Source organism: Pseudoalteromonas prydzensis (assembly GCF_001661495.1).
Lineage (GTDB): Bacteria > Pseudomonadota > Gammaproteobacteria > Enterobacterales > Alteromonadaceae > Pseudoalteromonas > Pseudoalteromonas prydzensis.
This window is the reverse complement of sequence record NZ_BDDT01000005.1, coordinates 232309-256540: the sequence shown is the minus strand read 5'-3', so window position 1 is coordinate 256540 and position 24232 is coordinate 232309. Positions and strand designations below refer to the sequence as shown.

Below are 24232 nucleotides of genomic sequence, written 5' to 3'. Positions count from 1 at the left end.
CACTAAACATTACTTTTTAATACCTGCTAAATCTAAAATGAAGGCATAGTTAAGAGCAGTGTCTGCAAGACTTTTGAAACGCCCTGATGCACCACCGTGCCCAGCTTCCATATCGATTTTGAACAGTAACTTATTATCGTCTGTTTTAAACTCGCGTAGTTTTGCTACCCATTTTGCAGGTTCAAAATATTGCACCTGAGAGTCATGCAATCCTGTGGTTACTAACATATTTGGATAAGCCTGCTTGCTGACTTGATCATACGGAGAATACGATAGCATATAGTCATAATACACTTTGTCGTTTGGGTTCCCCCATTCACCGTACTCATTGGTGGTCAGCGGTAAACTAGCATCAAGCATAGTTGTTACCACATCTACAAATGGTACTGCGGCAACCATGCCTTTATAAAGCTCTGGCGCTTGATTTGCCACCGCCCCCATTAATAAGCCGCCAGCACTACCGCCCATAGCAAATATGTTATCGGGTGCGCCATACTGCTGGCTAACTAAACTTTTAGTCACATCGACAAAATCATTAAAGGTATTCTTTTTATTCAAAAGTTTGCCATCTTCATACCAAGGACGCCCCAGCATTTGGGAACCGCGAATATGGGCTATCGCAAATACAAAGCCACGGTCAAGCAAGCTTAAACGACCACTTGAGAAACTTGGATCCATGGTTGCACCGTACGAGCCGTATGCATATTGTAGCAGTGGATTGGTGCCGTCTTTGTTAAACTTATCTTTACGATAAACTAAACTTACCGGTACTTTTACACCATCACGCGCTGTAATAAATAACCGCTCCGATGCATAGTTATCAGCGTTAAACTCGCCAACAACTTGCTGCTGTTTCAGTAAGGTTTTATCACCCGTATTTAAATCAATATCATAACTACTGCCGGGTGTAGTCATACTAGTGTAGTAAACACGTAAATTAGGGTTATCGAGCTCATTATTGCCATATGCATGGATCATATAACTGCTGTCGTTAAAGCGCAGTTGTTGCTCAGCACCTGTGGTTAAATTACGCACCGTTAACCTAGACTGACCCATTTCACGTTCTTTATAAACTAAGTGATTTGCAAATAAATCAATCCCTTCCAGCTTCACTTCATCACGAGCTGGGATCACTGTTTGCCAGTTTGCTTTATCGTGTGCCTTATCTTTGTGCACTTTCATTAATTGAAAATTCACGGCATTCAAGTTGGTCACTATGTAATAAGTGTCAGCCAACTTTTCGATACTATATTCAAGGTTTTCTTCGCGTTCGATTAAGCGCTTAGGGTGTGCTTTAACATCATTTGCATCAAGTATTGATACGCCAGAAGCACTGGTACTTGCATGGAAAATATAAATTTCTTGCTGATCTTTGCTCTTACCAATACCTGTATAGTAACTGGTATTGCTCTCTTCATAGATCAACTCATCTGCTGCTTGCGATGTACCTAAGGTATGGCGATATACTTGATAACCTAACAAGGTTTGTAAGTCTTTTTTAATGTAATAAAAGGTTTTATTATCATTAGCCCAAACGATATCACCATCCGTGCCTTCAAGTTTATCCTCAAGCAGTTTCCCTGTGCTCAAGTCTTTGACTAAAATGGTGTAAATTCTACGGCTTACCGTATCTTCGCCATAGGCTAATAAATTACCATTAGGGCTGACTGATAACCCCGTTGCCGCATAATAATCATGCCCTTTTGCTAACTCATTAACATCAAGAATAACTTGCTGGTCGCTGCCCTTTACGTCGCTGCTGCGTACATACGTTGGGTATTCATTGTCACCACGCGTTTGTGATGAATAATAATATTGACCACGTTTAGTTGGCACCGAATCATCGTCTTTTTGAATGCGCCCTTTTAGCTCTTCAAACAAGCGGGCTTGCAAAGACTCAGTGTGTTTAAGCATTGCCTCTGTATAATTGTTCTCTGCGTTGAGATGCGCGATTACCGCAGGGTCTTGACGTTCATCGTCACGCATCCAATAGTAGTTATCGATACGCGTATCATCATGAATAGTCATCGCAAATGGTATTTTATTGGCTACTGGCGCTGTAATTTCCTGCATTACATTTTCTTGTGCCGCAGCTTGCTTATTTTGGGCTACGATTGTTGAGTTTTGTTCTGGTGCTTTATTACAACCCGCTAAGACCGCAAGCGACAAAATCGCTAACGCAAATGAGTACCCTTTTTTCATTATTTTTCCCTAAAGTTATTATTGTTTCACTACTAGCAATATATCTAAGTACTGTCTAGTTACCTATATCAGTTTGTAAAACAATGTAAAAAGGGAGCCTAAGCTCCCTTTATATTTGATTACCACTGTTAGTAAAGCTAATTAGGCATCACTAAAAGTCTATTCATTACTTTTGTTTACGACGACGCATAAATGCAAACGGTGCAGCAAGTAATGATAACCAGGCTAATGAACCACTATCGCCGTCATTGTCATCATCATCGTTGCTCACTATGTTCTTCACTCGAACATCAACACTTACACTTTGTGAGCTGTTACCTGCAGAGTCAACAGCTACAACATTAAAGGTAAAACTTCGCTCATATTCGTAGTCAATATCACCTGCGACGACTATTTCACCCGCAGCATTAACTGTAACTAAGTTAGTGCCTGATACCTCAAACTTAATAACTGGTGTAACATCTGCATCTGGGTCGTTAAAGCTCAAGGTACCTATCACTGTACCTAGTGGCGTATTCTCATCAACCGTAAAGCTCTGATTAGCTTCAATAGTAGGTGTTGACTCTAATGCATCTTCCGTTACGTTAATAGTCACTTGTACAGCTTCAGAAGCATTACCAGCGCTATCAACAGCAATTACCGAAAGTTCAATAGTAGGGGTTACATCATAATCAACTGCTCCTGAAACAGTGATTTCCCCCATGCCATCAATGCCAATACCATCATGACCTTCAACAGTATAACTTACGATTGGTGACATATCCGCATCTGGATCAGAAGCTAGAAGCTGCCCTATTATTGTGCCTATTGGGGCGTTTTCTTGCACCGTAAACATTTGCCCGTCATCGATCTGAGGCGACATTTCAAACGCTTCATCTGCAAGGTTGTTAACCATTACAGTCACCATTGCAGGTTCTGAAATATTACCCGCAGCATCAGTTACAACAACCTCTAACTCTACACTCATTAGCCCTGCGTCATAATCAAGCACCTCCTGATCCATGACAACAACATCACCTTTTGCATTAACAGAAACAGCAGTAGACGTTGAGCTTAAAACAATAAACTCAGAAACAGGGTTTGCTAAATCTGCACCAGGCGATGCTTCTAGTGAACCAATCACAGTACCTGTCGCTGTGTTTTCGTCAACAGAAAACTCCGCATCAGTGATTTTTGGTGCTGTGCTACCATCACTGCTTGGTGTTGCAACATACATTTGCGAGCCATTTACAGATAAAATTATAAAGTCAGAACCTGTATTAGTGAGCATTGCAGACATACCTGGCTCTAATTTTTCCACACGAGAGCCTGTCTCATCTTCTAGTGTTGCATAACTATCTTCAGATGCATCTCTAAACGTGTAGCTACCCATTGCAACATCACCAGAGTTTGTCGCAATAGGTGTCCATAAGGCTTTTTCTACTCTAAAGCGCACAGTAGCCGTAGTCGCTCCATCCTCAACATCTTCAGCAGTTAAACCAAAAGCACTAATACAACTAAGCATAGTCAGGTGATTGTTACCTGTAATTTGCGAAATCCCGTTAAGCTGACCTGACCCAGAGCCATACCCGTGGGTAAACGTCAACGCTGCTGCCGCAGAAACATCTTCTTCAAACCACGCTTTATAGCCATTTTGTACCGTGTAATCATATGCACCATCTTGGTCTAAGTCGAAGTCGACCATAAAACCAGACACATTATTCAGTAATACACCATTATTAAGCACTACAGTAGTTGTGGTGAGATAGCCATCTGAACAAACATCAGTAGGGACAGCAAACGTCTCTATTGAACCACCGGCAATATCAAATCGATGACCTTCATTATCATCCTCTGCGACTATTGGTGCAAAAACGGGCTCAAAGGTAGTTGCGCCTATATTTGTAATTTTATGTGCAGTACCATCTTCTGTAGTAACAGGTTCAATGCTTATTTCAGCATTTGCCCGTGGTAGCGCATGATAAACTAAGTGAAAAGCAGGCTCATTACCGTCAGAAAAAACCAATGCGCCATCCAGCTCTACATTAGTTATTACTTCAGAAGCATCTTTATGAGTAATGATATTAGAGTGATCTAATATTTTTGACTCACCGTCTGCACTACTTGGTTGCATCTCCCATGCCGGAACATTTGTTGGATCAATGGTGGCTGTCACATCAAACGAAATAGTTTGCCCAGCAGGCACGGTGATTGTTTCAGGGTAATCCAATGCAAAAGAACCGCGCTCAATGTCGTTTTGATAGCGCTGCTCAAGTGATAGTGTATAAACCTTTACTTGATGAGAGAAGTTTTTAACTTCAATTGTTTTGGTAATCTCTACTGGTTCAGACGCATTTACTAACCCAAATGCTAAAGCTGCCTGCTTAGTGTCTTTGGCCCATGCAGCAACAGGCAAGTTTGCAGCTTTATTGACATCAACTAAACCCGCACCTATGTAGCTAATCGGCGCAAGCGCTGTATCTGGATTTAACTCTCTGGGCTCCATAGTCACATTCAAGTTTGCCGTATTCATTAATGTTGCTTTTAGCTCTAAAGCATTGCGTTCGGGCTGCGCTTCTTTTAATAAGCTCACCGCACCTGCAGTGATAGGACCAGAAAACGAAGTACCCGTTGCGCCAGATAAACCATCACCTAACCCTGGGTGAGCCGTCATAATATTTACGCCTGGTGCAGTAATTTCTGGTTTTAGATGGTCTCCTCCCCCCATTGATGGTCCACGAGACGTAAAGCTAGCAATAGCCCCTTCTAGTACACGTTTTTCTAACTGGAAGGTATACTCTGGTTGCTCGTCTGCTGCGAGCATCTCTTTTAACTGCGTACCTACATTCTGGGTTACTGAAATAACGCGAATAGTGACTTGGTCGCCTTCAGGGCCTGCCGACATTCCTGGCGCTGGCCCAGCAGCATTGTTCGCAATAATTACAAATGCAGCACCGCGCTGCTGGGCGCGTAATGCCTTTGCAGAGAAGCCACACGCACCACGGTCAATAATCACACCTTTCCCTGTAAAGTCTACGTCTTCTGCAAAATCTTCACAGGCAGTTTGGTTTGCATCAGGATAAACAAGTTCAGTCTCTTCACTTGTAAACTGAAATTCCCCCTGTTCACCGAAACTGGCAGAGCCTGATTCTACCGGTTCACCATTAACCTCGTTAAGGTATACATCATCAGGTAATACTGGGTGCGTCATTGCCCCTACTGATAGGGCATTTTCAGTTGTGCTTGGACCACCCACTATAAACGGGTAATCACCATCATTACCTGCGGAGATTACAACATTAGTGCCTAATTTAACTGCTTCATTAATAAACACACCTACGGCATCTTGAGCAATAGTACCGTAGTCACCACCTAGCGACATATTGACCACATCAACACGGTCGGCAATATCACCATCACCATTTGGATCCATTGCATTCTCTAGCGCTTGTAATTGCGCTAAACCTGGGCAACTTATATCACTACATACAGAGTAAACAAACAAATCGACATTGGGTGCGATGCCATTTACTGAATGCGATACATGCGTACCATGGTTAGTGTCTACATCAATTGGGTCTGCATCATTATTAATGTAATCATAGCCCCCCAATACCTTACCTTGTGGCCAATCGACGGCCGCAGGATCCGAAGTGGCTGCTGCATAAGCTTCATCAGTACCTGCACCACCAAATGCTGTATGGGTATAATCAATACCTGTATCAAGCACTGCTACACGAACCCCTTCACCTGTCGCTAAGCCATTACTTACTAGTGGCGTTGCTTCTATATAATCAGCACTATCTGCTACATGAAGATTATAGTCATAAACAGGCAAAATATCAGCAACTTGAGAATTACCCAATAACCTTTCAACATTCGCTTTATTACCATTAACAATGATTGAGCTAACAAGTGTTGATGTTTTCGCAATCACCTGTAATTGCAGCCCCATATCTTGAATCGTATTTTCTACACTGAGTTGTGCAGAAACGGCATTCGCTTTAACAGTGGCAATATCCTGACCAAATTTACTTGCTGACATTGTTGCTGGTGTCTTTAGCTTAACAACCCAACTTGTGGCTTCATCACGCGCTTGAGTGTGCTTAGTAACAGCAGTCGATTTAAACTCTGTTTGACCTGATAAGTTATATTTAGTGTAATTATTATTTGCTTGTGCTGAACCACATATAGCACTAGTTACGGCCAGTGCAATGGCTGAGCGTTTAATCGCTTGTGAGTACATATTAATCCCCTGGATAGTTATGTTTCGTGTTATTTGTTGTATGATGAAACATGGTTTCAAAGTCCAATATATAGTTACCACCCCTAAAATTGCAACAGCTCGATTACATAGTAATTACAATTAAACCTACCACTTAATTTTAAAGGTGGTAACTTACTGTAATATAAGTCGATTGCAATTCGATATGTTTGTAAATAAATGTAAATAGAGGCGCAATGAACTCCGACGTTATAAATATTTTAACTATGGCAAAAGTAATCCAAACTGCCGTAGCTCCCGTTTTCTTAATAACCGGTATCGCGGCAACTCTCGGGGTGCTTTCTAACCGTTTAGCGCGTATCACCGATCGTGCTCGCCAGCTTGAACGAAAATTAAAAGTCAGTACCGATGAAGAGTTTAATTCTTCTTTAACCACTGAACTTCGAGCTTTGTTAAAACGCTCTCGCTGTATTCATATTGCTTTTAGTTTAAGTGTATTAAGTGCGGTGCTTGTGTGTGCCGTGGTTATGCTGCTGTTTTTATCGCATATTCAATCTATTAATTTAGGTGTTACTATTGGCATCTGCTTTGTTGGCGCAATGGCATTGCTTATTTGTGCGTTTATGTCGCTACTCGGTGAAGTATTCTTAGCAACTCGCAGTATGCGCAGAGGAATGATATTTGCCGATATTGATATCAATGACTAAGTACAATCTTTGTTATTGAATTCAATAGCAGTTCAGTTTAACCGCAATAAACTTGAATAATCGCACGTGCTAATATACAACAACAGTTATTCAAGCAATGAATGACTAATAAGGGGCAAAAGGAATGAAATTAAAGCAATTACTTTTAGGTGCAACACTCGGTGCACTGACGTTTGGTGCAACTGCCAATACAGCATTTGAAAAGCCAAGTGATGCTATTGAATACCGCCAAGCTGCGTTTTCAATGATCCGCGTACAAATTGGCGATATGGGCGATATGTTAAAAGGCAAAGTGCCTTTTGATGCTGAACGCTTTAAACACCGCGCAAACAACGCAGCAGCATTAGCAAAAATGCCGTGGGAAGCGTTTGTTGAAGGCTCTGACAAGGGTGATACATCTGCGTTGCCTGCCATTTGGAGTGATAACGAAACGTTCATGAAAAAAGCGGTCGCTTTCCAGCAATACGCTGACGAGCTTGCTGTTGCTGCACAAACCGGAGATAAAAAAGTAATCGCCAAAGCATTTGGCCCATGGGCTAAAGGTTGTAAAGATTGCCATTCATCATTTAAAGATTAATCTCTAGCAGATTTTTACACTAAAACGGCGCTTAACTAGCGCCGTTTTTGATTTACTTTTTACGTTAACTGAACAAGTAACTGAGTGGCTCTGAGCCCCATGTCACCATTAAGCCAGCCAATAACAGTACAAAAATAACAACCGCCAGCCAAGGTGACTTGGTTACCTTAATTTCACTGCCACGGTCCTCTTTATCCGCGTAACCGGTCACCATCGCTTTGACCAGTTTTTTTCCTTTTAGACGGTAAATAACAATCGCCGCAACGTGTAAAATAATCGCATAAAACAGCAGGTCAAAGTTTTTATGGTGCAGCCATCCTGCCCATTCAACCACTTGGCTTGATGCATACTCCACCAACGGCCCATCAGTTAAAATATCATCGGTAGTCATTAAGCCGCTGAGTAACTGCATTAATAATAAAATAAAAAATGCAATAACCATGTAACTACCTGCAGCGCCATGGCCTAGCTTGCTATCACCCTCCTTTAAAGATTTAAGTACCGCCATCGGTGAGTGAATAAGTGCTGTTAGTTTTGCCGTTTTACTTCCTAAAACGCCCCATACAAGCCGAGTTAACAGCAATGCTAATGTGAAATACCCTGCGACAAAGTGCAATTCCATCATGCCTTCTTCAGCACTAAAATAGAGCGCTGCGATAGCAATCACTAATAACCAATGGAAACTACGGATAAACCCGTCCCATACTTTAACTTTCTGCAAAACTTGCTGATCCATCGAAATTATTCCCCTTAAATGCGTCTCTTACGTAATAATGCCACAGACTACTTTTTCCACCTATTGAACTCGTCGAACAGCGATTTATTATGCCGCCAACAACGAGCAATTTTTTACAAGCTTTGTATATCAGTTTAGATATACTCAATCTTAATTATCTTAAAATAACAAAAGTGGTGCTAATGAAAGATGAACAATCAACTTTTTTTTACCATGAAAAATTAGGAGGGTTAGAGGCTTTACAAGCAAGCTTTACGCGTCAAAACTTTTCTCGCCATAGTCATGAAGGCTATACAATTGGCTTAATTGATTGTGGGGCACAAAAATTTTATCGTAGTGGCAGTAATCATATAGCACCGAAAAATAGTATTATTTTAGTCAATGCAGATCAAATTCATAACGGCCAAACAGCCACTGAATCGGGTTGGGCGTATCGTGCCATGTACCTTCGCCCAGAGCAATTTGATGCACTCTCTCAAGAGCTAAACGGTATTCGCTGCGGCGCACCGTATTTTGATAGTGCTGTTTATGACAATCAAGCTTTAACCCGTCAGTTAAACCTATTGCTAAACTGCTTAACTAGCAATGCTAACAATGCTAACAATGCTAACAATGCTAACAACCAGCTTCACACCGAAAGCTTATTTTATAGTGTAATGACTCAGTTAATGCTGTCGTTTAAACAAGACTGCCGACAATTAAAGCAACTAAAATCAACAGCAAATCTTACACATGCGCAACAATACCTCGATGCCTTTTGTTGTGAAGAAATTAGCCTTGAGCGGCTTGCTGCGCTTAGTCATATGAGTCCATTTCATTTTATTCGCCAATATAAAAAACAATATGGTTTAACCCCCCACGCGTATCAAATACAACGCCGGATTTTGCAGGCAAAAACATTATTAAAACATGGCTTAAACGTTAGCCAAACGGCAAGCGAATGTGGCTTTCATGATCAAAGCCATTTACATCATCACTTTAAATCTCGGCTTGGCATAACACCGGGTCAGTATCGCAATCTCTTTAGTCCTGACAAAAATGCATATGCAAACATCAACTAACGTTATTATTGCAATCTAAAACCAGCTCAATATAAACAAGCAGCAAAACTAAATCAGCTTAAAGTAATAAAGGGGAAAACAGTGAGAAAGGCGTTATTAAAAGGGTTCTTGGATATGCTACCGTTGTGTTTAGCAGTGATCCCATGGGGCATATTATGTGGCTCTTTGGCAATCCAAAATGGCTTTACTGCTATTGAAACTCAGGCTATGTCATTACTGGTATTCGCAGGCTCAGCGCAGCTCGTTGCCATTGAGCTTATCGCGGGTAACACGCCATTACTGACCATTTTATTTACCACCTTTATTATTAGCTCACGGCACTTTTTATATGGCTTGGCAGTGCGCCATAAAGTGATTGATCAGCCTATGCGTTGGCGTTTACCGGTCAGTTTTGTACTGACCGACGAGTTATTTGCGTTTTCACATCACCGTAAAGCGTATCGCACCAAACTGCGATTAGTTTATGCCCTCAGTGCTGGATTTAGCTTTTATATCGCATGGAATTTATGGACTTTAATTGGCATCGTGGCGGGCAGTTTACTACCGGATTTAACTAATCTTGGCCTCGACTTCGCTATCGCCGCAACTTTTATTGCTTTAGTGATCCCAGGCATTAAAAACCTTGCCACATTAGCAACAGTGATCACCGCGGGAGTGATGGCAACGCTACTTAAAAGCCAAGGCTTTGAATTATGGCTGGTAACCGCAGCATTAACTGCGATGAGCCTGGGCTATGTTATTAGTCGTGCGCAAACTAAAACGGAGCAAATCGTATGATGACCACGATTCTATTAATGGCCTGTATCACCTTTTTTACCCGCTATTTATTTTTACATCGCGCCCTACCATTTAAAGTTGGCCCAAAAATGCAGCAGTTTTTAAGCTTTAGCGCGCCAGCTGTTTTAACAGCTATTTGGGTACCAATTGTATTTGTAACCGATGATGGAATAAATTTAGATTGGCAAAACCCATACCTTAGCGCCGCTGTGGCAGCCATTATTGTCGCCTATAAAACACACAATATTTACTACACAACCTTGGTTGGTATGGGTTTATTTTTGATCTTAAATTAGCCTCTTTTTGGCTAATTTAAACGCTGGCTAATAAAATAGCGCGGCTTTTATCTAGAGTGACCTGCCCACGTTCGCCAATAGCCGTCATACCATGGCGTTCAAGTTGCTGAACAATTTTATCAGCAACGTCTTCGCCTAACTCATAATCACTTAAACGCGTTGGCATATTCACACTGTGGAAAAACGCTTCAGTGGCAGTAATTGCCTGCTCAATCGCGGCATCTTCATCACTAATGTCTAATCCTAATACACGCTCTGCGTACTGTAAGACTTTACCGCGCTTAGTTTCTTTTTGCTCAGCCATCATCCGTGGTAACACAATCGCAAGCGTTTGCGCGTGATCAAGACCATACATAGCGGTCATTTCATGGCCTATCATATGAGTAGCCCAATCTTGTGGCACACCCGCACCAATTAAGCCATTCAGTGCCATTGTTGCTGACCACATAATGTTTGCACGTACTTGGTAGTTATCAGGCTCACTGAACGCTTTAGGACCCTCTTCAATTAAGGTCATTAAAATACCTTCAGCGAAACGGTCTTGCAGCTTAGCACCTACATCATAAGTTAAATACTGCTCCATAGTATGCACAAATGCATCAACAATGCCGTTCGCCACTTGGCGGTTCGGTAATGAAAAAGTCACTGCAGGATCAAGTACCGCAAACTTTGGCAATACCAGTGGGCTGGCAAATGCAAGTTTTTCATGAGTATCAAGGTTTGAAACAACACTATTACCGTTTGACTCAGAACCGGTTGCAGGTAAGGTTAATACCACACCAAGCGCAATAGCAGATTTAATCTCGCCACCTTTTGATAAAATATCCCATGGCTCACCATCATAATTTGCCGCCGCAGCGATAAACTTACTGCCATCAGCGACTGAACCGCCTCCCACAGCAAGAATGTAATCAATCTGTTTTTCTTTCACTAAAGCAACGGCTTTCATACATGTTTGATAACTTGGGTTAGGCTCAATACCGGCAAACTCAAACCAGGTATGCTCACTTAACGCATCAACGACTTGATCATAAACGCCATTACTTTTAATACTGCCGCCGCCATAAGTAACCAGTACTTTTGCGTCTGCTGGGATCTCATTTTTAATTAAAGCGATTTGTTGTTCGCCGAAATGAATTTTGGTTGGGTTTGCAAAACTAAAATTTAACATGCTTGCTCCATTGCTTGACAGTTTGCTCTCATGAGCCAAATTAGGTGACTTAATAATTGTAGGGGTTTAATGATTTATTAAAAGAGCAAGATCGGATAATCACTTTTGCACAGCTGCAACAATAGATGCTATAAACTAATATTACTTAATATTTGAGAACTAACTTATGTGGCATGGCCTTGATGAATTTTTACATGTAGTTGAACATGGCAGCTTTACTAAAGCAGCCAAAGTCATGGAAGTATCCACATCTCATATTAGTCGCCAAGTACAGCAACTTGAAAACCGCTTAGGCTCATTGCTATTTCAACGTACCACGCGAAAAATAAGCCTCACTGATGCAGGCCGCGAATATGCCGTGAAGCTCAAAGCAATTAAGCAAGAGCTCATTGATGCCAATACTCAATTGCAAGGCGAGCAACGCCAGCCTAAAGGACTTATTCGTATAACAGGTGCAGGAGAGTTTGTTGCAGCCAATGTTGCACCAAAAATTGTTGAATTTGTGAAGCGCTATCCAGAAGTCGAAATTGATATGGACTTTAATAACCGCAATGTTGACCTAGTCGAAGAAGGCTTTGATTTAGCAATTCGCTTTGGTCGTATGCAAGATTCCAACTTAATTGCCCGACCACTTAGTCCTCGGATCATGACCCTCGTTGCCAGCCCTGGATATTTAGCGCACCATGCGACGCCAACGACACCACATCAATTATCGGATCATAATTGTTTAATCGCAATGGGTAGACGTTGGCGGTTCAATTTTAACGGTGATATCAAGGAAGTAAAAGTAGCCGGCAATTGGCGCAGCAACCATCCACGAGCACTGCTTGCTGCAACATTAGCAGGGTTAGGAATTGCCCACCTAGCCACCGATATTGTTGATCAGTATGTTCAACAGGGGCAATTAATGACCTTACTTGATGAATTTCAAGTAACCGACAACGCTTCATGGCTAGTCTATCCGCGTAAAGACTTAATGCCTTACCGAGTGCGATTATTGATCGAACATTTGCTAGCACAGTTCAATGATTAGAATTTAAGCTGTATGTCTGTCGCAACTCAGGATAGAATTTAGCAAACAACAATAATAAGTGATTACCATGAACGACTTTCACCAACTTTCAGCTACTAATCTTCAAGGTCACACAATTGATTTTTCAGACTTTACAGGCAAAGTCGTATTAATTGTTAATACCGCCAGTAAATGTGGCTTTACCCCGCAGTATGAAGGCTTGCAACAATTACATGAAAAGTACGCCGAGCAAGGCTTAGTAATTATTGGTTTTCCGTGTAACCAGTTTGGTAAGCAAGAACCTGGTAGCGCCAAAGAAATCGAGCAAGGGTGCCTGATCAATTACGGCGTAGACTTTGTTATGATGAGCAAAGTTGATGTCAATGGCGAGCATGCCCATCCAGTTTTTAGGCACTTAAAATCTGCATTACCGGGATTTATAACCCGTAAAATAAAATGGAATTTTACCAAGTTTTTAGTCGGCCGTGACGGTGAGGCAATCAAACGGTTCGCACCATTTACAAAGCCGCAGCAAATCGAAGGCGCTATTATTAAAGCCCTTAAAAGCAACACCATGTGAGCCACTAAAAGCAATAAAGAGGCAAATTGCCTCTTTATCTAAATTATCACTTAGTCGTTTAAATACTCATCTAAGTCATCTTCGCCCAAGTTTTTACGCAAGCGTTTTTGCTCAAGGTAGTCTTCCAACTTTTTCTTAACCTTTTGCTTATTCTTGTCGTGTTGATTACGCCCGACCATTTCGTACTCGTCTTCAACAAAATCGTCATCTAGCGCATCGTAACTAAATGTCTTACCCACAACCCACTCCATAAAGTGTTTGAGACCAATTAAGGATTTTTATCACTGTCATTGGTGAAATTAAAAATGTTCAGCACAATTTCATATCGCGAAAGTGCACCAAAATAAAGCCACGACCCAATCTTAAAATGGTGTCATGTCAATATTGTGAATAAATAGCGCTAAATTTTAATTCTGGAAAGTGAGAGTTTTTTATCGAAACGATAAACATCTTTTATTAACGAGGCAAAATTAGTCAAAATGACTAAAAAGTAGTTTTATTATTATTTTTTAGCTCTGCTAAAAACCGACAAAAATAGATTAATTCATTGTTTTTAAAGGTTAAAAATTATTGGCATCAAACTTGATTAGTATTAAATACGAAAAATACGTACTCGTTAAAATCAACACATTGGCAGGATATTAAAATGAAAAAATTACTATTAATCGGTTCTTTATTTATTGCTACAGGGGCAATGGCGCACACTGATAATGAGACTAATATTTCTTTCAGTGGCGATTCTTGCGACGTTGAATTCAAAAATGACGTACGCATCAAACCAAATGAGCTAGAAATCTTCACCGCAGACAACAACACGATGAGCTTTGTCGAGCAAGGTGAGCTAAAAATAAATGGCCAAACTGTGGCACTTAACGGCCAACAGCGCCAAGCCATCACGGCGTATTCGAATAGTTTGCGCAGCCAATTGCCAGAAGTTGCGAACATCGCTCTTGAAGGTGTAAAAATTGCTGGCGTCGCCATTGAAGAAGTGGCAAATGCATTCAATATTGAAGGGCTAGATAGCATTAATGATCTAATGGCTGATATTAAAATAGAAGTTGAAAACACCTTTTATCAACAAGGCACATTTGTAATGGGACAGCAGAGTTTTCAGCAATTTGGTGAAAACTTTGAAAGCCAGTTTGATGAGCAAATAGAAAGTGCTGTGCAATCTGCCATGATGCAATCAATGGGCAGCATTTTAATGGCGGTAGGTTCAGAACTAATGGGCTCAGGTGGTGATATGCAAGCCTTTGAACAACGCATGGAAAACATGGGGGCAGAAATCGAAGCCAAAGTTGAACAACAAGCGAATCAATTAGAAAAACGTGCTGACGCATTGTGCGGTAACTTTTCTACTATTGCAGAGCAAGAGCAACAACTGGTTAAGCTAGTGCCAGAATTAAAAGATTACCAATTGTTTAGTTATAAGAAAAATAACTAAGCAGATTCTAAGCGAACTATTAACTAGCCAATAAAAGTTTGATATCCCTTTAGCAGCACTCTTTTTAAGGTGCTGCTTTTTTATTTTTAGCTAAATGCACAAGTTCACCCAACCTATTTATTGCTTGTTCAAGTTTTTCACTCCATGGCAAACCATAGCTTAACCTAATGCAACTACGGTATTTATTGGTGGCCGAAAAAATATAGCCCGGAGTAATACTGATCCCGTTTTCGAGCGCTAGCTGAAACAATTTAACGCTGTCATACCCGCTGCCTAAATCAATCCAGATCACACAGCCTCCTTGTGGATCACTGATCCGTGCAGTGCTCGGAAACGCTCGTTGTAAACACCAGATCATCCGTTCTTTGTTGTTGCGTAAACGCTGTTTGAGTAGCTTAAGGTTACGTTCGTACTCACCACTTTGCACAAACTCATATAACGTCCACTGATTGATCAGCGAAGTAGAGCAACTCAATGCGCGTTTATAGCGCCGAGCTTGAGCAGCAAACTTACCAGCAATCAGCCAGCCAACGCGATAACTCGGTGCAGCCGTTTTTGAAAAAGAGGCACAAGTAAGCACTAAGCCTTTCGTTGAATAAGCTTGCGCTGGGGTGCCTCGTTGTGCAGTAAAATGTAGATCACCGTAAACATCATCTTCAATCAATACCACATTATGAGACTCTAACAATGCGACCAGATCTTTACGCTTAAGATCAGGCATGAAACTGCCAACAGGGTTATTGATCGAGGTAGAGAAAACACAGGCTTTGATGTCATGATCTTGCAAAGCCTGACTCAGATCATCAAGCCAGATCCCATCATCAGGACATAGCGGGATCTCCAGTGCTTTCAACCCTAAACTTTCGATCAATTCAATAATGCCAAAATAACAAGGTGACTCAATAGCAATCACATCGCCCGCTTTTGCTACACACTTAAGGGCAATCGCCAATGCTTCTTGTGCACCGTTAGTGATCACCAACTCTTGTGGATCAACACCAATACCAAAATCTAAATAGCGATGGATCAATTGCTTTTTCAGCGGAGCAAATCCGTCAATAGCCCCATAATTAATGGCACGACTGCCGGCAATCGACATAACTCGGCGCATTGTCCGACTGAGCATTTTATCGGTTGGCGCTGCCGCCACCGGATTAGCAATGCCAAATGGCACCACCCCCGCTTGGTGAATTGCATCATAAACTTGCTCTATCAACACTTGCATATTCACCGCAACGGGCTCACGACTGAGTTTTACACGCTTTGGTCGCGCTAATTGGGTAGCCGATGACTTTAAAAAATACCCTGATTTTTCACGTGCCTCTACTAATCCCTGTGCTTCAAGCGATTGATAAGCCAATTTAACTGTTGGAATACTGACTTTAAGTTTGTCGGCCATTTTACGTAGCGAAGGTAACTTTTCACCGGGTAGTAAAGTGCCTTGCTCTGATAGCTCACGGATCAGCTGCATAACTTGCAAGTATAAAAAATCATGATTACTTTTACTTACGACTAATGACATCTGATGCCTCTCAAAATAGTTTTATCAATCGTTAAAATCTGTACAGGTTGCATTTCTAGTTTTCTGTATATGTTAAGTATACAGAAGCACATTAAAATAAACACTTAATCGACACGCTAGGATCGGCCATGAGAAGCATCGCGCTTTATACTTTAACAGTTTTGATTTGGGGCTCTACCTGGCTCGCAATTGAATTTCAATTAGGTGACATTGCAGTTGAAGTATCACTGTTTTATCGCTTTAGTTTAGCGGCCATATTAATGTGGATTTGGGTAAGCGTTAAAAAGTTACCTATGAATTATAGCCGTCGCGATCACGGTTTTTTTGTATTACTGGCGTTGTGTAACTTTGGCCTAAATTATTTAGTACTGTATTGGGCACAAAACTATTTAACGTCTGCCATGGCATCTATCGCATTTTCAATGTTACTGCTAATGAATATAGTAAATACTCGCCTGTTCTTTGGTAAACCCATAGCAAAACGCATTTACAGCGGTGCATTAATTGGCGTTGTGGGTATCGTAAGTTTGTTCTGGCCACAATTACAGCAGTTCGACTTAAGTAATGGGGCGTTGGTCGGTTTACTACTTGCGTTAACCGGCACCTTTGTGGCTTCATTGGGTAATATGGTGAGTGTTCGCAACTCCCAGCAACAAATTGGTGTGATGCAAGGCAATGCCTGGGGCATGCTCTACAGTGCAATTGGACTACTATGTTATGTATTTATGGCTGATGCTAGCTTAAGCTTCTCTGCCCCTGCTAGCTACTGGTATTCATTAGTCTATTTAGCAGTGTTTGGCACCGTCATCGCATTTGCTTGTTACTTTGCGTTGTTGAAAAATATCGGTCCAGAGCGCGCCAGTTATGTCATTGTGTTATTTCCATTGGTTGCAGTGATTTTAAGCACATTATTTGAAGGTTTTATTTGGCAGGCCAATACATTTATCGGTTTTAGTTTAGTGCTAGTGGGTAACGCAATTGTACTAACACCCACAAAAAGAATTAAAGCGTTTATCGAGTTACATAAGGCATCACTTGCCAATAAACGCTCCATCCCCAGTTAGAATACGTTTATAACGTAGCTAACGCCAAAAGCGCCTACTTGTTAGGCGCTTTTTTATTGCTAACATATTATCTAAATTTAGCACTGCGGCATGCAAAAACGCAGCGCTTGCGGATGAATAGTCACAGTAGCCGGGGTCATCCCCACTAGCTCCCCATCTGCTTCTATCAATAAACCTGGGGTATCGATATTCGCAGTGTTTAAACGCTGATAACTAAGCCCTTTCATACCATGGTGGTTACGCAGTAATAAGCGTATAAAACTATATAAGTTACCAAGCAAACCCCGTCCTGCCATTGTGTAACACTCTAAATAGCCATTATTTAATTGTGCTTTAGGCGCTATTTTTAATCCCCCACCAAAATAATGGTAATTAGCAAATACCGTAATTAAGTTATGATACTGAGATTGCTGCCCAGCAAAGCGGCCCTCTAAGTGCGCGGCCTGATAGGCTAGTAGATGCTTAAACCCAGCAAAACTATAGCCTAATGGGGTTAATGCAGGCTTAGCTTGCAATGCATTTACTACATGCGCATCAAAGCCAACCCCCGCAATATTAATAAAGTAACGGTTATTTATTTGGCCAATATCAATTTTAACTTCGTGATCACTAAAAATAGCATCACGCCAAGCCAAGTTGCTGCAGCCAAAGCCACGAGCAAAATCATTGCCTGTTCCTTGTGGTAATAACGCTAATGAGCAATTTAATGCCATCAAGGCGTTCACAGCTAAATGCAAGCTACCATCACCACCAAGCACAACAACACGCTTTTGTGACCGCGCCAAAACCGCTATTTTTTGACAATCATCACTAAAATGGCCTGTTGTATAAAAAATAGTGTTATCAATGCCACGTTTTTGACATTGATCTAATAACCAAGCGCAATTTTTTTTATGCTTTTTTTGCGTGCTTGGTTTAATAATTATTAGCATCTGACTACCCGACCACTTAAAAACATAAAAATAGACTTTTCAAAAGATAAATTAATCTGAATACTTACTCACTTTTTGTATTTTGTAATGCATAAAAAACATCAAAAATAAAATAAAGCCATTATATTTAAAGTATTAATACATTTAAAATATTCATAACCATGCAAAACGAACTAATAAAGCAAACTTAACCGCAAGTTAATAACCGCACTTCACATTAGTTATTTCTATCCGACCACCCTAATTTTTATCGTTTTATTTTTGTGCAATTTAGAGTCAAAATAGCCGTGTTGTCAAAACAGACATAACCCGGAGCAAAGTAATGAACCCAGTAAATACTTTAAACGAAAGTGCAGCTACCCATGTTGCAGTAAAACCGACCAATCGCAAAGCAAAAATGCTTGCCAGACTAAACCGTTTCGGCAAAAAGCTAGCTCTTGGCGGCGCAGTTCAATACAAGTAATCACCCAACCATGATTACTTTAGCGGTGCAGCAAACACCCAACCACTAAATGAAACTACTTATTTAGCTCCCTCGTTTGCTGCAACCCCTTCTTTAAACTCCCTAAAAACACCTTTTTTATAAAAAAACCTGTTTTTTAGAACAAAAAAACAGCAAACGATCTTTTTCCTATTTACACACCCCAATCACCTGCGTATTATTCTTTCCCAACGGAGAGATGGCAGAGTGGTCGAATGCACCGGTCTTGAAAACCGGCAGGGGTTTATAGCCCCTCTAGGGTTCAAATCCCTATCTCTCCACCATTATTACGTTTTGGTGGTTCACTCGATCATCAAAATGACAGTTTATGCGCCGGAGAGGTGGCCGAGTGGCCGAAGGCGCTCCCCTGCTAAGGGAGTATAGGGTTTGTAGCTCTATCGAGGGTTCGAATCCCTCCTTCTCCGCCATTTAATAACGAAGAAAGCCCCGCAATTTATTGCGGGGCTTTTTTTGTTGTTAAAAATGGCAGAAGGCGGGTGAGAACCCTCGACCAGGGTTCGACCAAATGTCAGGAACATTTGGGGCCGCTGCAAGCGTCGCGAAGCGATTGATTACATGGACGTAAGCAAGCCCATCCCCACGTTTGACACTAATACTAGTCTAAAAAGCCTATCGTTTTATGCCCGTAACCTTTACACCGATGAAGGAGGGTGAGAACCCTCGACCAGGTGAGACCAAACTTTGTCAGGAACAAAGTTAAACGCACGCAGTGCGGCCAGAAAACTAAACTCTAGATCCCTTCCGCTAAGTTGTGTAATGTAATATCAAATAGAACACATAAGTCAGCTCTTAAACCAAATTCAAAAATCGTTCTGACTTTTCTTTTTAAAAACACCAAAATATTTTCTAAGGCTACAAGTTGAATAACAGTGAGGACAAAGAAAGTGGTATTTTATATGCAGTTTTTACAACTGTATTATTGTACTTCCTTTTCAAAATCACTTTAATTTACACAATAGTTTCAGACCGACATGCTTCTTGTCTAAGCTCTCGCTGGGACAACATTGAAGTAGTTATTACTCCTTTTTCAGCATTCTTAATTTTAGCAATGTTGAGTTGTATTTGGTTGTTCCTTAGTTGTTTAAAATATAAAAAGAAAGTAGGTAAAGCAGCCTATCTAGTATTTTTTTTCGCAGCGATATTCTATTATTTTTGGTTTAAAGGTTTTTACGGCTTTTGGTTACTAATGGAGTATGAGCAGGACAAAATAACCCTATCTCAATTTTTTAACAAAACTGGGGGCGATGAGTTATTTAAATTATATGATGGGCATCACGAAATTCAGATATTGTGCCAACCATATAATCACAATGCAGATAAAAAACCGGATAACTAACTGATACATCATAGTAATGCAATAGGTTGCTACCTATTAAATCAATACTTTAACCTAGCCTAGGTATTCTCTCGTAACGATTGGGTGAGCAGGTAAAAATTCATCGCAGATAAACGGCCTTGTATTGATACAAGCCTGTAGATTATTTTTTTTTGTATGTTGTCGGGTTTCGCTGCGATCAAACTCACCTACAGTGCTTCTGCGTAAAACGGGTAAAGAGGCTAAACAGTCTCTTTATCTTAATAACCCAAACTAAACCCATCGGCATCTAAATGCGCGGGGAAGCTTTGCTTAAAAAGCTCAAGCGGCTGTTTATCCAGCGTGGTAATAACAACCTCAGCTGCGTTATCAGTAGCGGCTGCTAACGTATCACCTTTGAAGTCATACACTGCCGTGCCGCCATTGTGCGCGACGCCATTAGCATCATCACCAATACGATTAACGCCAATCACATAACACTGGTTTTCCATTGCGCGCGCCATTAGTAAGGTGTCCCATACTTTGCGTCGTGCAGCAGGCCAGTTGGCGACATTAACCATCACATCGTAGTCGTTGCGATTACGCTGAAATACCGGAAAGCGTAAGTCGTAACATACTTGCGGTAAAATTCTAAAACCATTAAGGGTGAACACTTCACGTTGCTGCCCTGCGGTTACAAAATCCCCCTCTTTACCTAAACAAAATAAATGCCGTTTGTCGTAGAACTTAACCTCGCCATTGGGCCATACCCAATAAAAGCGATTAGCTTTTTTATCGCCTTGCGTTACCAATACCGAGCCGGCAATGACCGCATTGCTTGATTTTGCCGAAGTAATCATCCAATCAAGCACTTTACCTTGCGCTAACTGATGATCCGGCTCTGCGCAATCAAGATTGATAGCAAAGCCGGTGGCGAATGTTTCTGGCAATAAAATAAGCTCTACTGATTTATCTATATCAGCTATTTTATTGCTAAAGTGTGCCAAGTTAGCGTCTTTATCTAACCAATCAAGCGATGTTTGTATCAGTGCTAGGGTTAAAGTTGACATAAAATCTCCGCGGCTTGTAATAGCGTGGCGTCATGTTTGGCAAAGCATAAGCGAATAACTTTATCGTTGCTTGGTTGCTGATAAAACACGCTCAGTGGAATGGCGGCAACCCCTGCTTGCTCTACTAGCCAGTGGCAAAACTCTACATCATTGAGATCTGATACATCACTGTAATCAAGTAGTAAAAAGTAAGTGCCTTCACTGGGTAAAATGGTAAAACGACTCTCTTTTAGTGCATTACTAAGTACATCACGTTTTTGTTGATAAAACTCACTGAGCTCATCCACATGCTCACCTTGCTGCTCTAGCATATCGGCTAATGCGTGTTGCGCAGGGGTGAAGCTTGAAAAAGTCACATATTGGTGAATTTTACGAAACTCCACCGCAAGTGCCGCGGGTGCGATGCAGTAACCCATTTTCCAGCCAGTGCTATGAAAAGTCTTGCCAAAGCTTGAGATCACAAAGCTGCGGGCAAACAATTGCTCATCACGCAATACACTTAAATGCGGCTGCTTATCAAAGGTTATATGCTCGTATACTTCATCACTTATCACATATAAATCATGCTCGAGAACCAAAGCTTTGAGGGCATTTATATCGTGCTGTTTTAGCGTTTTACCACTTGGGTTGTGCGGAGTATTAATCATAATAGCCCGTGTTTTACTATTTACTACACTAGCAACTACTTGCCAATCAATTGCATAACTTGGAGCCTGTAAAGCAATATGAACTGACTTACCGCCAGCCAGTTCTATCGCAGGTTGATATGAGTCATAGGCGGGGTCAAATACGATAACTTCATCGCCTTTACGCACTAATGCTTGAATGGCTACAAATAAGGCCTCGGTCGCACCTGAGGTGACGGTTACTTGCTGCGCTGCATCTATCTCCGCTGCATATTTACGTTTTACTAACTGAGCAATTTGTTGCTGTAGACGTGGTACGCCAGCTGAAGGTGAATATTGATTAACCCCTTCTAATACATAATGATTAAGCTGCTTTTTAAGTAACTCTGGCGCATCAAACTCAGGAAAACCCTGCGATAAATTAATGGCTTCAAATTGATTTGCTAAAGCGGTCATTTGACTAAAAATACTGGTGCCTAAATTTGGCAATTTACTTTCAAACACTGGTTACCCTTAATGATGGTTTTGCGCCCAAAGCGATGCTATCATTGCTGTTAACAGAAGTATAGCCGTCTAAATTAGCTAGAGGAATGTATGCATAACAATACCGCTATTTCGGAACTTATAGAAGCAGGAAAATGGATCAGTCAACGTGGTTGGGTACCGGCCACAGGTGGTAACTTTTCAGCGCGAACCAATACTGGCTTTGTAGTGACTGCCAGCGGTTTTGACAAAGGACAATTAGGCTCACATACCTTTATAGAACTAGATCATGCAGGTAATCGCAGTGCTAGTGCCGCCAAGCCATCGGCAGAAACTGAACTGCATTTAAGTATGTATAAACTAATTCCTTCAGCTAATTATGTATTACATACTCATTCTGTCGCCGCAACAGTATTATCACGAGTTATTAAAGGCCACAGCCTAGATTTACACGGCTACGAAATGCAAAAATCATTAACTGGCATAACCTCACATTTAGACACCTTAAGCATTCCAATTTTTGATAATGACCAAGACATTGACCGCCTTAGCTTATTAGTCAGCGATCACCATCTACATATCCCGATCGAGCACGGCGTACTTATTCGCGGCCACGGTTTGTATGTTGTGGGTCGTACAATCGGTGAAGTTCGCCGCCAATTAGAAGGTCTTGAGTTCTTATTTGCATGTGAATTAGAACGTTTAAAATTAGTAGGATTAGAATCATGATCAAAGCACTACTGACCGATATTGAAGGCACCATTACCCGTATTTCGTTTGTTAAAGACATGCTGTTTCCATATGCAGCAAAACAACTTCCTGAATTTGTAAAAGCTCAGCAAACACAAAGCGCGGTAGCAGAGCAAATTGCTGCCGTAAAAGCGATTATTGAGCAGCCTGATGCCAGTATCGATGTGGTAATTAACACTTTGCTTGCATGGATCCGTGACGATAAAAAAATCACCCCATTAAAACAGTTACAAGGCCTTATTTGGCAAACTGGCTATGAAAATGGCGATTTTACTGGTCATTTATACCCAGATGCCTACCAGTTCTTAGTTGCGCAGCAACAAGCTGGCCAGCAACTATATGTGTATTCATCAGGCTCAGTAAAAGCCCAGCATTTAATTTTTAACTACTCTGACTTTGGTGATATTCGCTCCTTATTTACTGATTACTTTGATACTAACGTGGGCGCTAAACAAGAAGCCACCGCTTATGAAAACATCATTGCCCAATTACCTTTTGCCGCTCATGAAGTGCTATTTTTAAGTGATGTTGCCGCAGAGCTGGATGCCGCTAAAGCCGCTGGTTTAAAAACCCTACACTTAATTCGTGATGGTCAAGCAAGCTCGCCTGCACATAACTATATTAACGATTTCAGCCAATTTACCGCGGAGCATTTAGCATGAGCCAACTGACTATTTTTGCCGATTGTAACGCCAGCAATGCATTATTAAATACCCAAGATGCAGCACAAATTGCCGCTGAGCTGAATAAAGTAAATGTACGATTTGAACAATGGCAAGCAAGCGCTGTTATTAACGCCGATACCAGCCATGAAGATATTATTGCAGCCTATAGCAAAGATATTGAGCGCCTAAAACAACAAGGCGGCTATCAAACTGTAGACGTTATTTCGCTGGCAAAAGGCAACCTAAATGCCGCCGAGTTACGTGCTAAGTTTTTATTTGAACACACCCATAGCGAAGATGAAGTGCGCTTTTTTGTAAAAGGCCAAGGGCTATTTTGCCTACATATTAACGACAAGGTATATCAAGTGCTTTGCCAGCAGGGTGATTTAATTTCAGTTCCTGAGCTGACCCCACATTGGTTTGATATGGGCAGAGATCCTGAGTTCACCGCGATCCGTTTGTTCAATAATACCGAAGGTTGGGTGGCCCAAAGTACTGAGTCTGAGATTGCTAAGCAATTTCCGTTATTGGACAGCAGCAGTTAATAAAGGGATAAA

Annotated in this window: 23 protein-coding genes and 2 tRNA genes; 16 read left to right on the top strand and 9 right to left on the bottom strand. The window is 41.2% G+C overall.

Features of this window, described 5'->3' with window-relative positions; genetic code table 11:
- Positions 1–9: 9 nt before the first annotated feature.
- Together A7968_RS11980 and A7968_RS11975 are read right to left on the bottom strand one after the other, a co-directional pair.
- Positions 10–2202, bottom strand: a complete 2193-nt coding sequence (locus A7968_RS11980) for a S9 family peptidase (RefSeq protein WP_064666814.1) — start codon at positions 2200–2202, stop codon at positions 10–12.
- Positions 2203–2368: 166 nt separating this feature from the next.
- The gene (locus A7968_RS11975) at positions 2369–6427 is read right to left on the bottom strand and encodes a S8 family serine peptidase (RefSeq protein WP_064666813.1); all 4059 of its coding nucleotides are present in this window, start codon (positions 6425–6427) and stop codon (positions 2369–2371) included.
- A gap of 215 nt (positions 6428–6642) precedes the next feature.
- Between A7968_RS11975 and A7968_RS11970 the strand changes: the two genes are divergently transcribed.
- On the top strand, positions 6643–7113 hold the full coding sequence (locus tag A7968_RS11970; protein WP_064666812.1) for a DUF2721 domain-containing protein: 471 nt from the start codon (positions 6643–6645) through the stop codon (positions 7111–7113).
- 124 nt (positions 7114–7237) lie between these two features.
- The gene (locus A7968_RS11965; RefSeq protein WP_064666811.1) at positions 7238–7690 is read left to right on the top strand and encodes a c-type cytochrome; all 453 of its coding nucleotides are present in this window, start codon (positions 7238–7240) and stop codon (positions 7688–7690) included.
- A 64-nt stretch (positions 7691–7754) separates the two neighbouring features.
- On the opposite strand, the gene A7968_RS11960 is transcribed toward A7968_RS11965, so the two are convergent.
- Complete coding sequence (locus A7968_RS11960) at positions 7755–8411, bottom strand: cytochrome b/b6 domain-containing protein (protein ID WP_157586733.1); 657 nt, start codon at positions 8409–8411, stop codon at positions 7755–7757.
- 197 nt (positions 8412–8608) lie between these two features.
- Here A7968_RS11960 and A7968_RS11955 point away from each other — a divergent pair, with 197 nt between their 5' ends.
- From A7968_RS11955 to A7968_RS11945, 3 genes are all read left to right on the top strand, one after another.
- Entirely contained in the window at positions 8609–9487 is an 879-nt protein-coding gene (locus A7968_RS11955) for an AraC family transcriptional regulator (RefSeq protein WP_064666875.1), read from the top strand.
- Positions 9488–9601: 114 nt separating this feature from the next.
- A complete protein-coding gene (locus tag A7968_RS11950) occupies positions 9602–10264 on the top strand; it encodes an AzlC family ABC transporter permease (RefSeq protein ID WP_064666809.1) in 663 nt (220 codons plus the stop codon).
- Positions 10261–10560, top strand: coding sequence for an AzlD domain-containing protein (locus A7968_RS11945; RefSeq protein WP_064666808.1), 300 nt, complete (start codon positions 10261–10263; stop codon positions 10558–10560). The genes A7968_RS11950 and A7968_RS11945 overlap by 4 nt, the downstream gene beginning before the upstream one ends.
- Before the next feature lie 16 nt (positions 10561–10576).
- Here A7968_RS11945 and A7968_RS11940 read toward each other — a convergent pair whose 3' ends face one another.
- Positions 10577–11731 carry an iron-containing alcohol dehydrogenase gene (locus tag A7968_RS11940; RefSeq protein WP_064666807.1) on the bottom strand — a complete coding sequence of 385 codons (1155 nt, stop codon included), beginning with the start codon at positions 11729–11731 and terminating at the stop codon, positions 10577–10579.
- Positions 11732–11897: 166 nt separating this feature from the next.
- Between A7968_RS11940 and A7968_RS11935 the strand changes: the two genes are divergently transcribed.
- Together A7968_RS11935 and A7968_RS11930 are read left to right on the top strand one after the other, a co-directional pair.
- Entirely contained in the window at positions 11898–12764 is an 867-nt protein-coding gene (locus A7968_RS11935; RefSeq protein ID WP_064666806.1) for a LysR family transcriptional regulator, read from the top strand.
- A gap of 67 nt (positions 12765–12831) precedes the next feature.
- Positions 12832–13323, top strand: a complete 492-nt coding sequence (locus A7968_RS11930; protein ID WP_064666805.1) for a glutathione peroxidase — start codon at positions 12832–12834, stop codon at positions 13321–13323.
- Between the two features lie 50 nt (positions 13324–13373).
- On the opposite strand, the gene A7968_RS11925 is transcribed toward A7968_RS11930, so the two are convergent.
- Complete coding sequence (locus A7968_RS11925) at positions 13374–13562, bottom strand: PA3496 family putative envelope integrity protein (RefSeq protein ID WP_029216238.1); 189 nt, start codon at positions 13560–13562, stop codon at positions 13374–13376.
- A gap of 407 nt (positions 13563–13969) precedes the next feature.
- Between A7968_RS11925 and A7968_RS11920 the strand changes: the two genes are divergently transcribed.
- Positions 13970–14767, top strand: coding sequence for a YggN family protein (locus A7968_RS11920; RefSeq protein ID WP_064666804.1), 798 nt, complete (start codon positions 13970–13972; stop codon positions 14765–14767).
- Positions 14768–14831: 64 nt separating this feature from the next.
- Here A7968_RS11920 and A7968_RS11915 read toward each other — a convergent pair whose 3' ends face one another.
- Positions 14832–16289, bottom strand: coding sequence for an aminotransferase-like domain-containing protein (locus tag A7968_RS11915; RefSeq protein ID WP_064666803.1), 1458 nt, complete (start codon positions 16287–16289; stop codon positions 14832–14834).
- A gap of 128 nt (positions 16290–16417) precedes the next feature.
- Here A7968_RS11915 and A7968_RS11910 point away from each other — a divergent pair, with 128 nt between their 5' ends.
- A complete protein-coding gene (locus tag A7968_RS11910) occupies positions 16418–17353 on the top strand; it encodes a DMT family transporter (RefSeq protein ID WP_064666802.1) in 936 nt (311 codons plus the stop codon).
- A gap of 77 nt (positions 17354–17430) precedes the next feature.
- Here the strand turns inward: A7968_RS11910 and A7968_RS11905 are convergent, their stop codons facing one another.
- Positions 17431–18285 (bottom strand): diacylglycerol/lipid kinase family protein, encoded by an 855-nt coding sequence (locus A7968_RS11905; protein ID WP_064666801.1) that lies wholly within the window; start codon positions 18283–18285, stop codon positions 17431–17433.
- Between the two features lie 322 nt (positions 18286–18607).
- On the opposite strand from A7968_RS11905, the gene A7968_RS23350 reads away from it, so the two are divergent.
- The 4 genes from A7968_RS23350 to A7968_RS11890 all read left to right on the top strand — a co-directional run bounded on the left by A7968_RS23350 (position 18608) and on the right by A7968_RS11890 (position 20123).
- Positions 18608–18748 (top strand): hypothetical protein, encoded by a 141-nt coding sequence (locus A7968_RS23350; protein ID WP_167542975.1) that lies wholly within the window; start codon positions 18608–18610, stop codon positions 18746–18748.
- Between the two features lie 211 nt (positions 18749–18959).
- A tRNA-Ser gene (locus A7968_RS11900) sits at positions 18960–19050 on the top strand.
- A gap of 51 nt (positions 19051–19101) precedes the next feature.
- Positions 19102–19194, top strand: a tRNA-Ser gene (locus A7968_RS11895).
- 452 nt (positions 19195–19646) lie between these two features.
- Positions 19647–20123, top strand: coding sequence for a hypothetical protein (locus A7968_RS11890; protein WP_064666800.1), 477 nt, complete (start codon positions 19647–19649; stop codon positions 20121–20123).
- 239 nt (positions 20124–20362) lie between these two features.
- On the opposite strand, the gene A7968_RS11885 is transcribed toward A7968_RS11890, so the two are convergent.
- Entirely contained in the window at positions 20363–21151 is a 789-nt protein-coding gene (locus A7968_RS11885) for an amidohydrolase (RefSeq protein ID WP_064666799.1), read from the bottom strand.
- Positions 21139–22281, bottom strand: coding sequence for a methionine aminotransferase (locus A7968_RS11880; protein ID WP_064666798.1), 1143 nt, complete (start codon positions 22279–22281; stop codon positions 21139–21141). The genes A7968_RS11885 and A7968_RS11880 overlap by 13 nt, the downstream gene beginning before the upstream one ends.
- A 90-nt stretch (positions 22282–22371) precedes the next feature.
- Between A7968_RS11880 and A7968_RS11875 the strand changes: the two genes are divergently transcribed.
- The 3 genes from A7968_RS11875 to A7968_RS11865 are packed head-to-tail and all read left to right on the top strand — an operon-like array spanning position 22372 to position 24220.
- Positions 22372–22989 carry a methylthioribulose 1-phosphate dehydratase gene (locus A7968_RS11875; RefSeq protein WP_064666797.1) on the top strand — a complete coding sequence of 206 codons (618 nt, stop codon included), beginning with the start codon at positions 22372–22374 and terminating at the stop codon, positions 22987–22989.
- A complete protein-coding gene (gene mtnC, locus A7968_RS11870) occupies positions 22986–23672 on the top strand; it encodes an acireductone synthase (protein ID WP_064666796.1) in 687 nt (228 codons plus the stop codon). Before A7968_RS11875 ends, mtnC begins: the two co-directional genes overlap by 4 nt.
- Positions 23669–24220, top strand: a complete 552-nt coding sequence (locus A7968_RS11865) for a 1,2-dihydroxy-3-keto-5-methylthiopentene dioxygenase (protein ID WP_064666795.1) — start codon at positions 23669–23671, stop codon at positions 24218–24220. The genes mtnC and A7968_RS11865 overlap by 4 nt, the downstream gene beginning before the upstream one ends.
- Positions 24221–24232 lie beyond the last annotated feature (12 nt).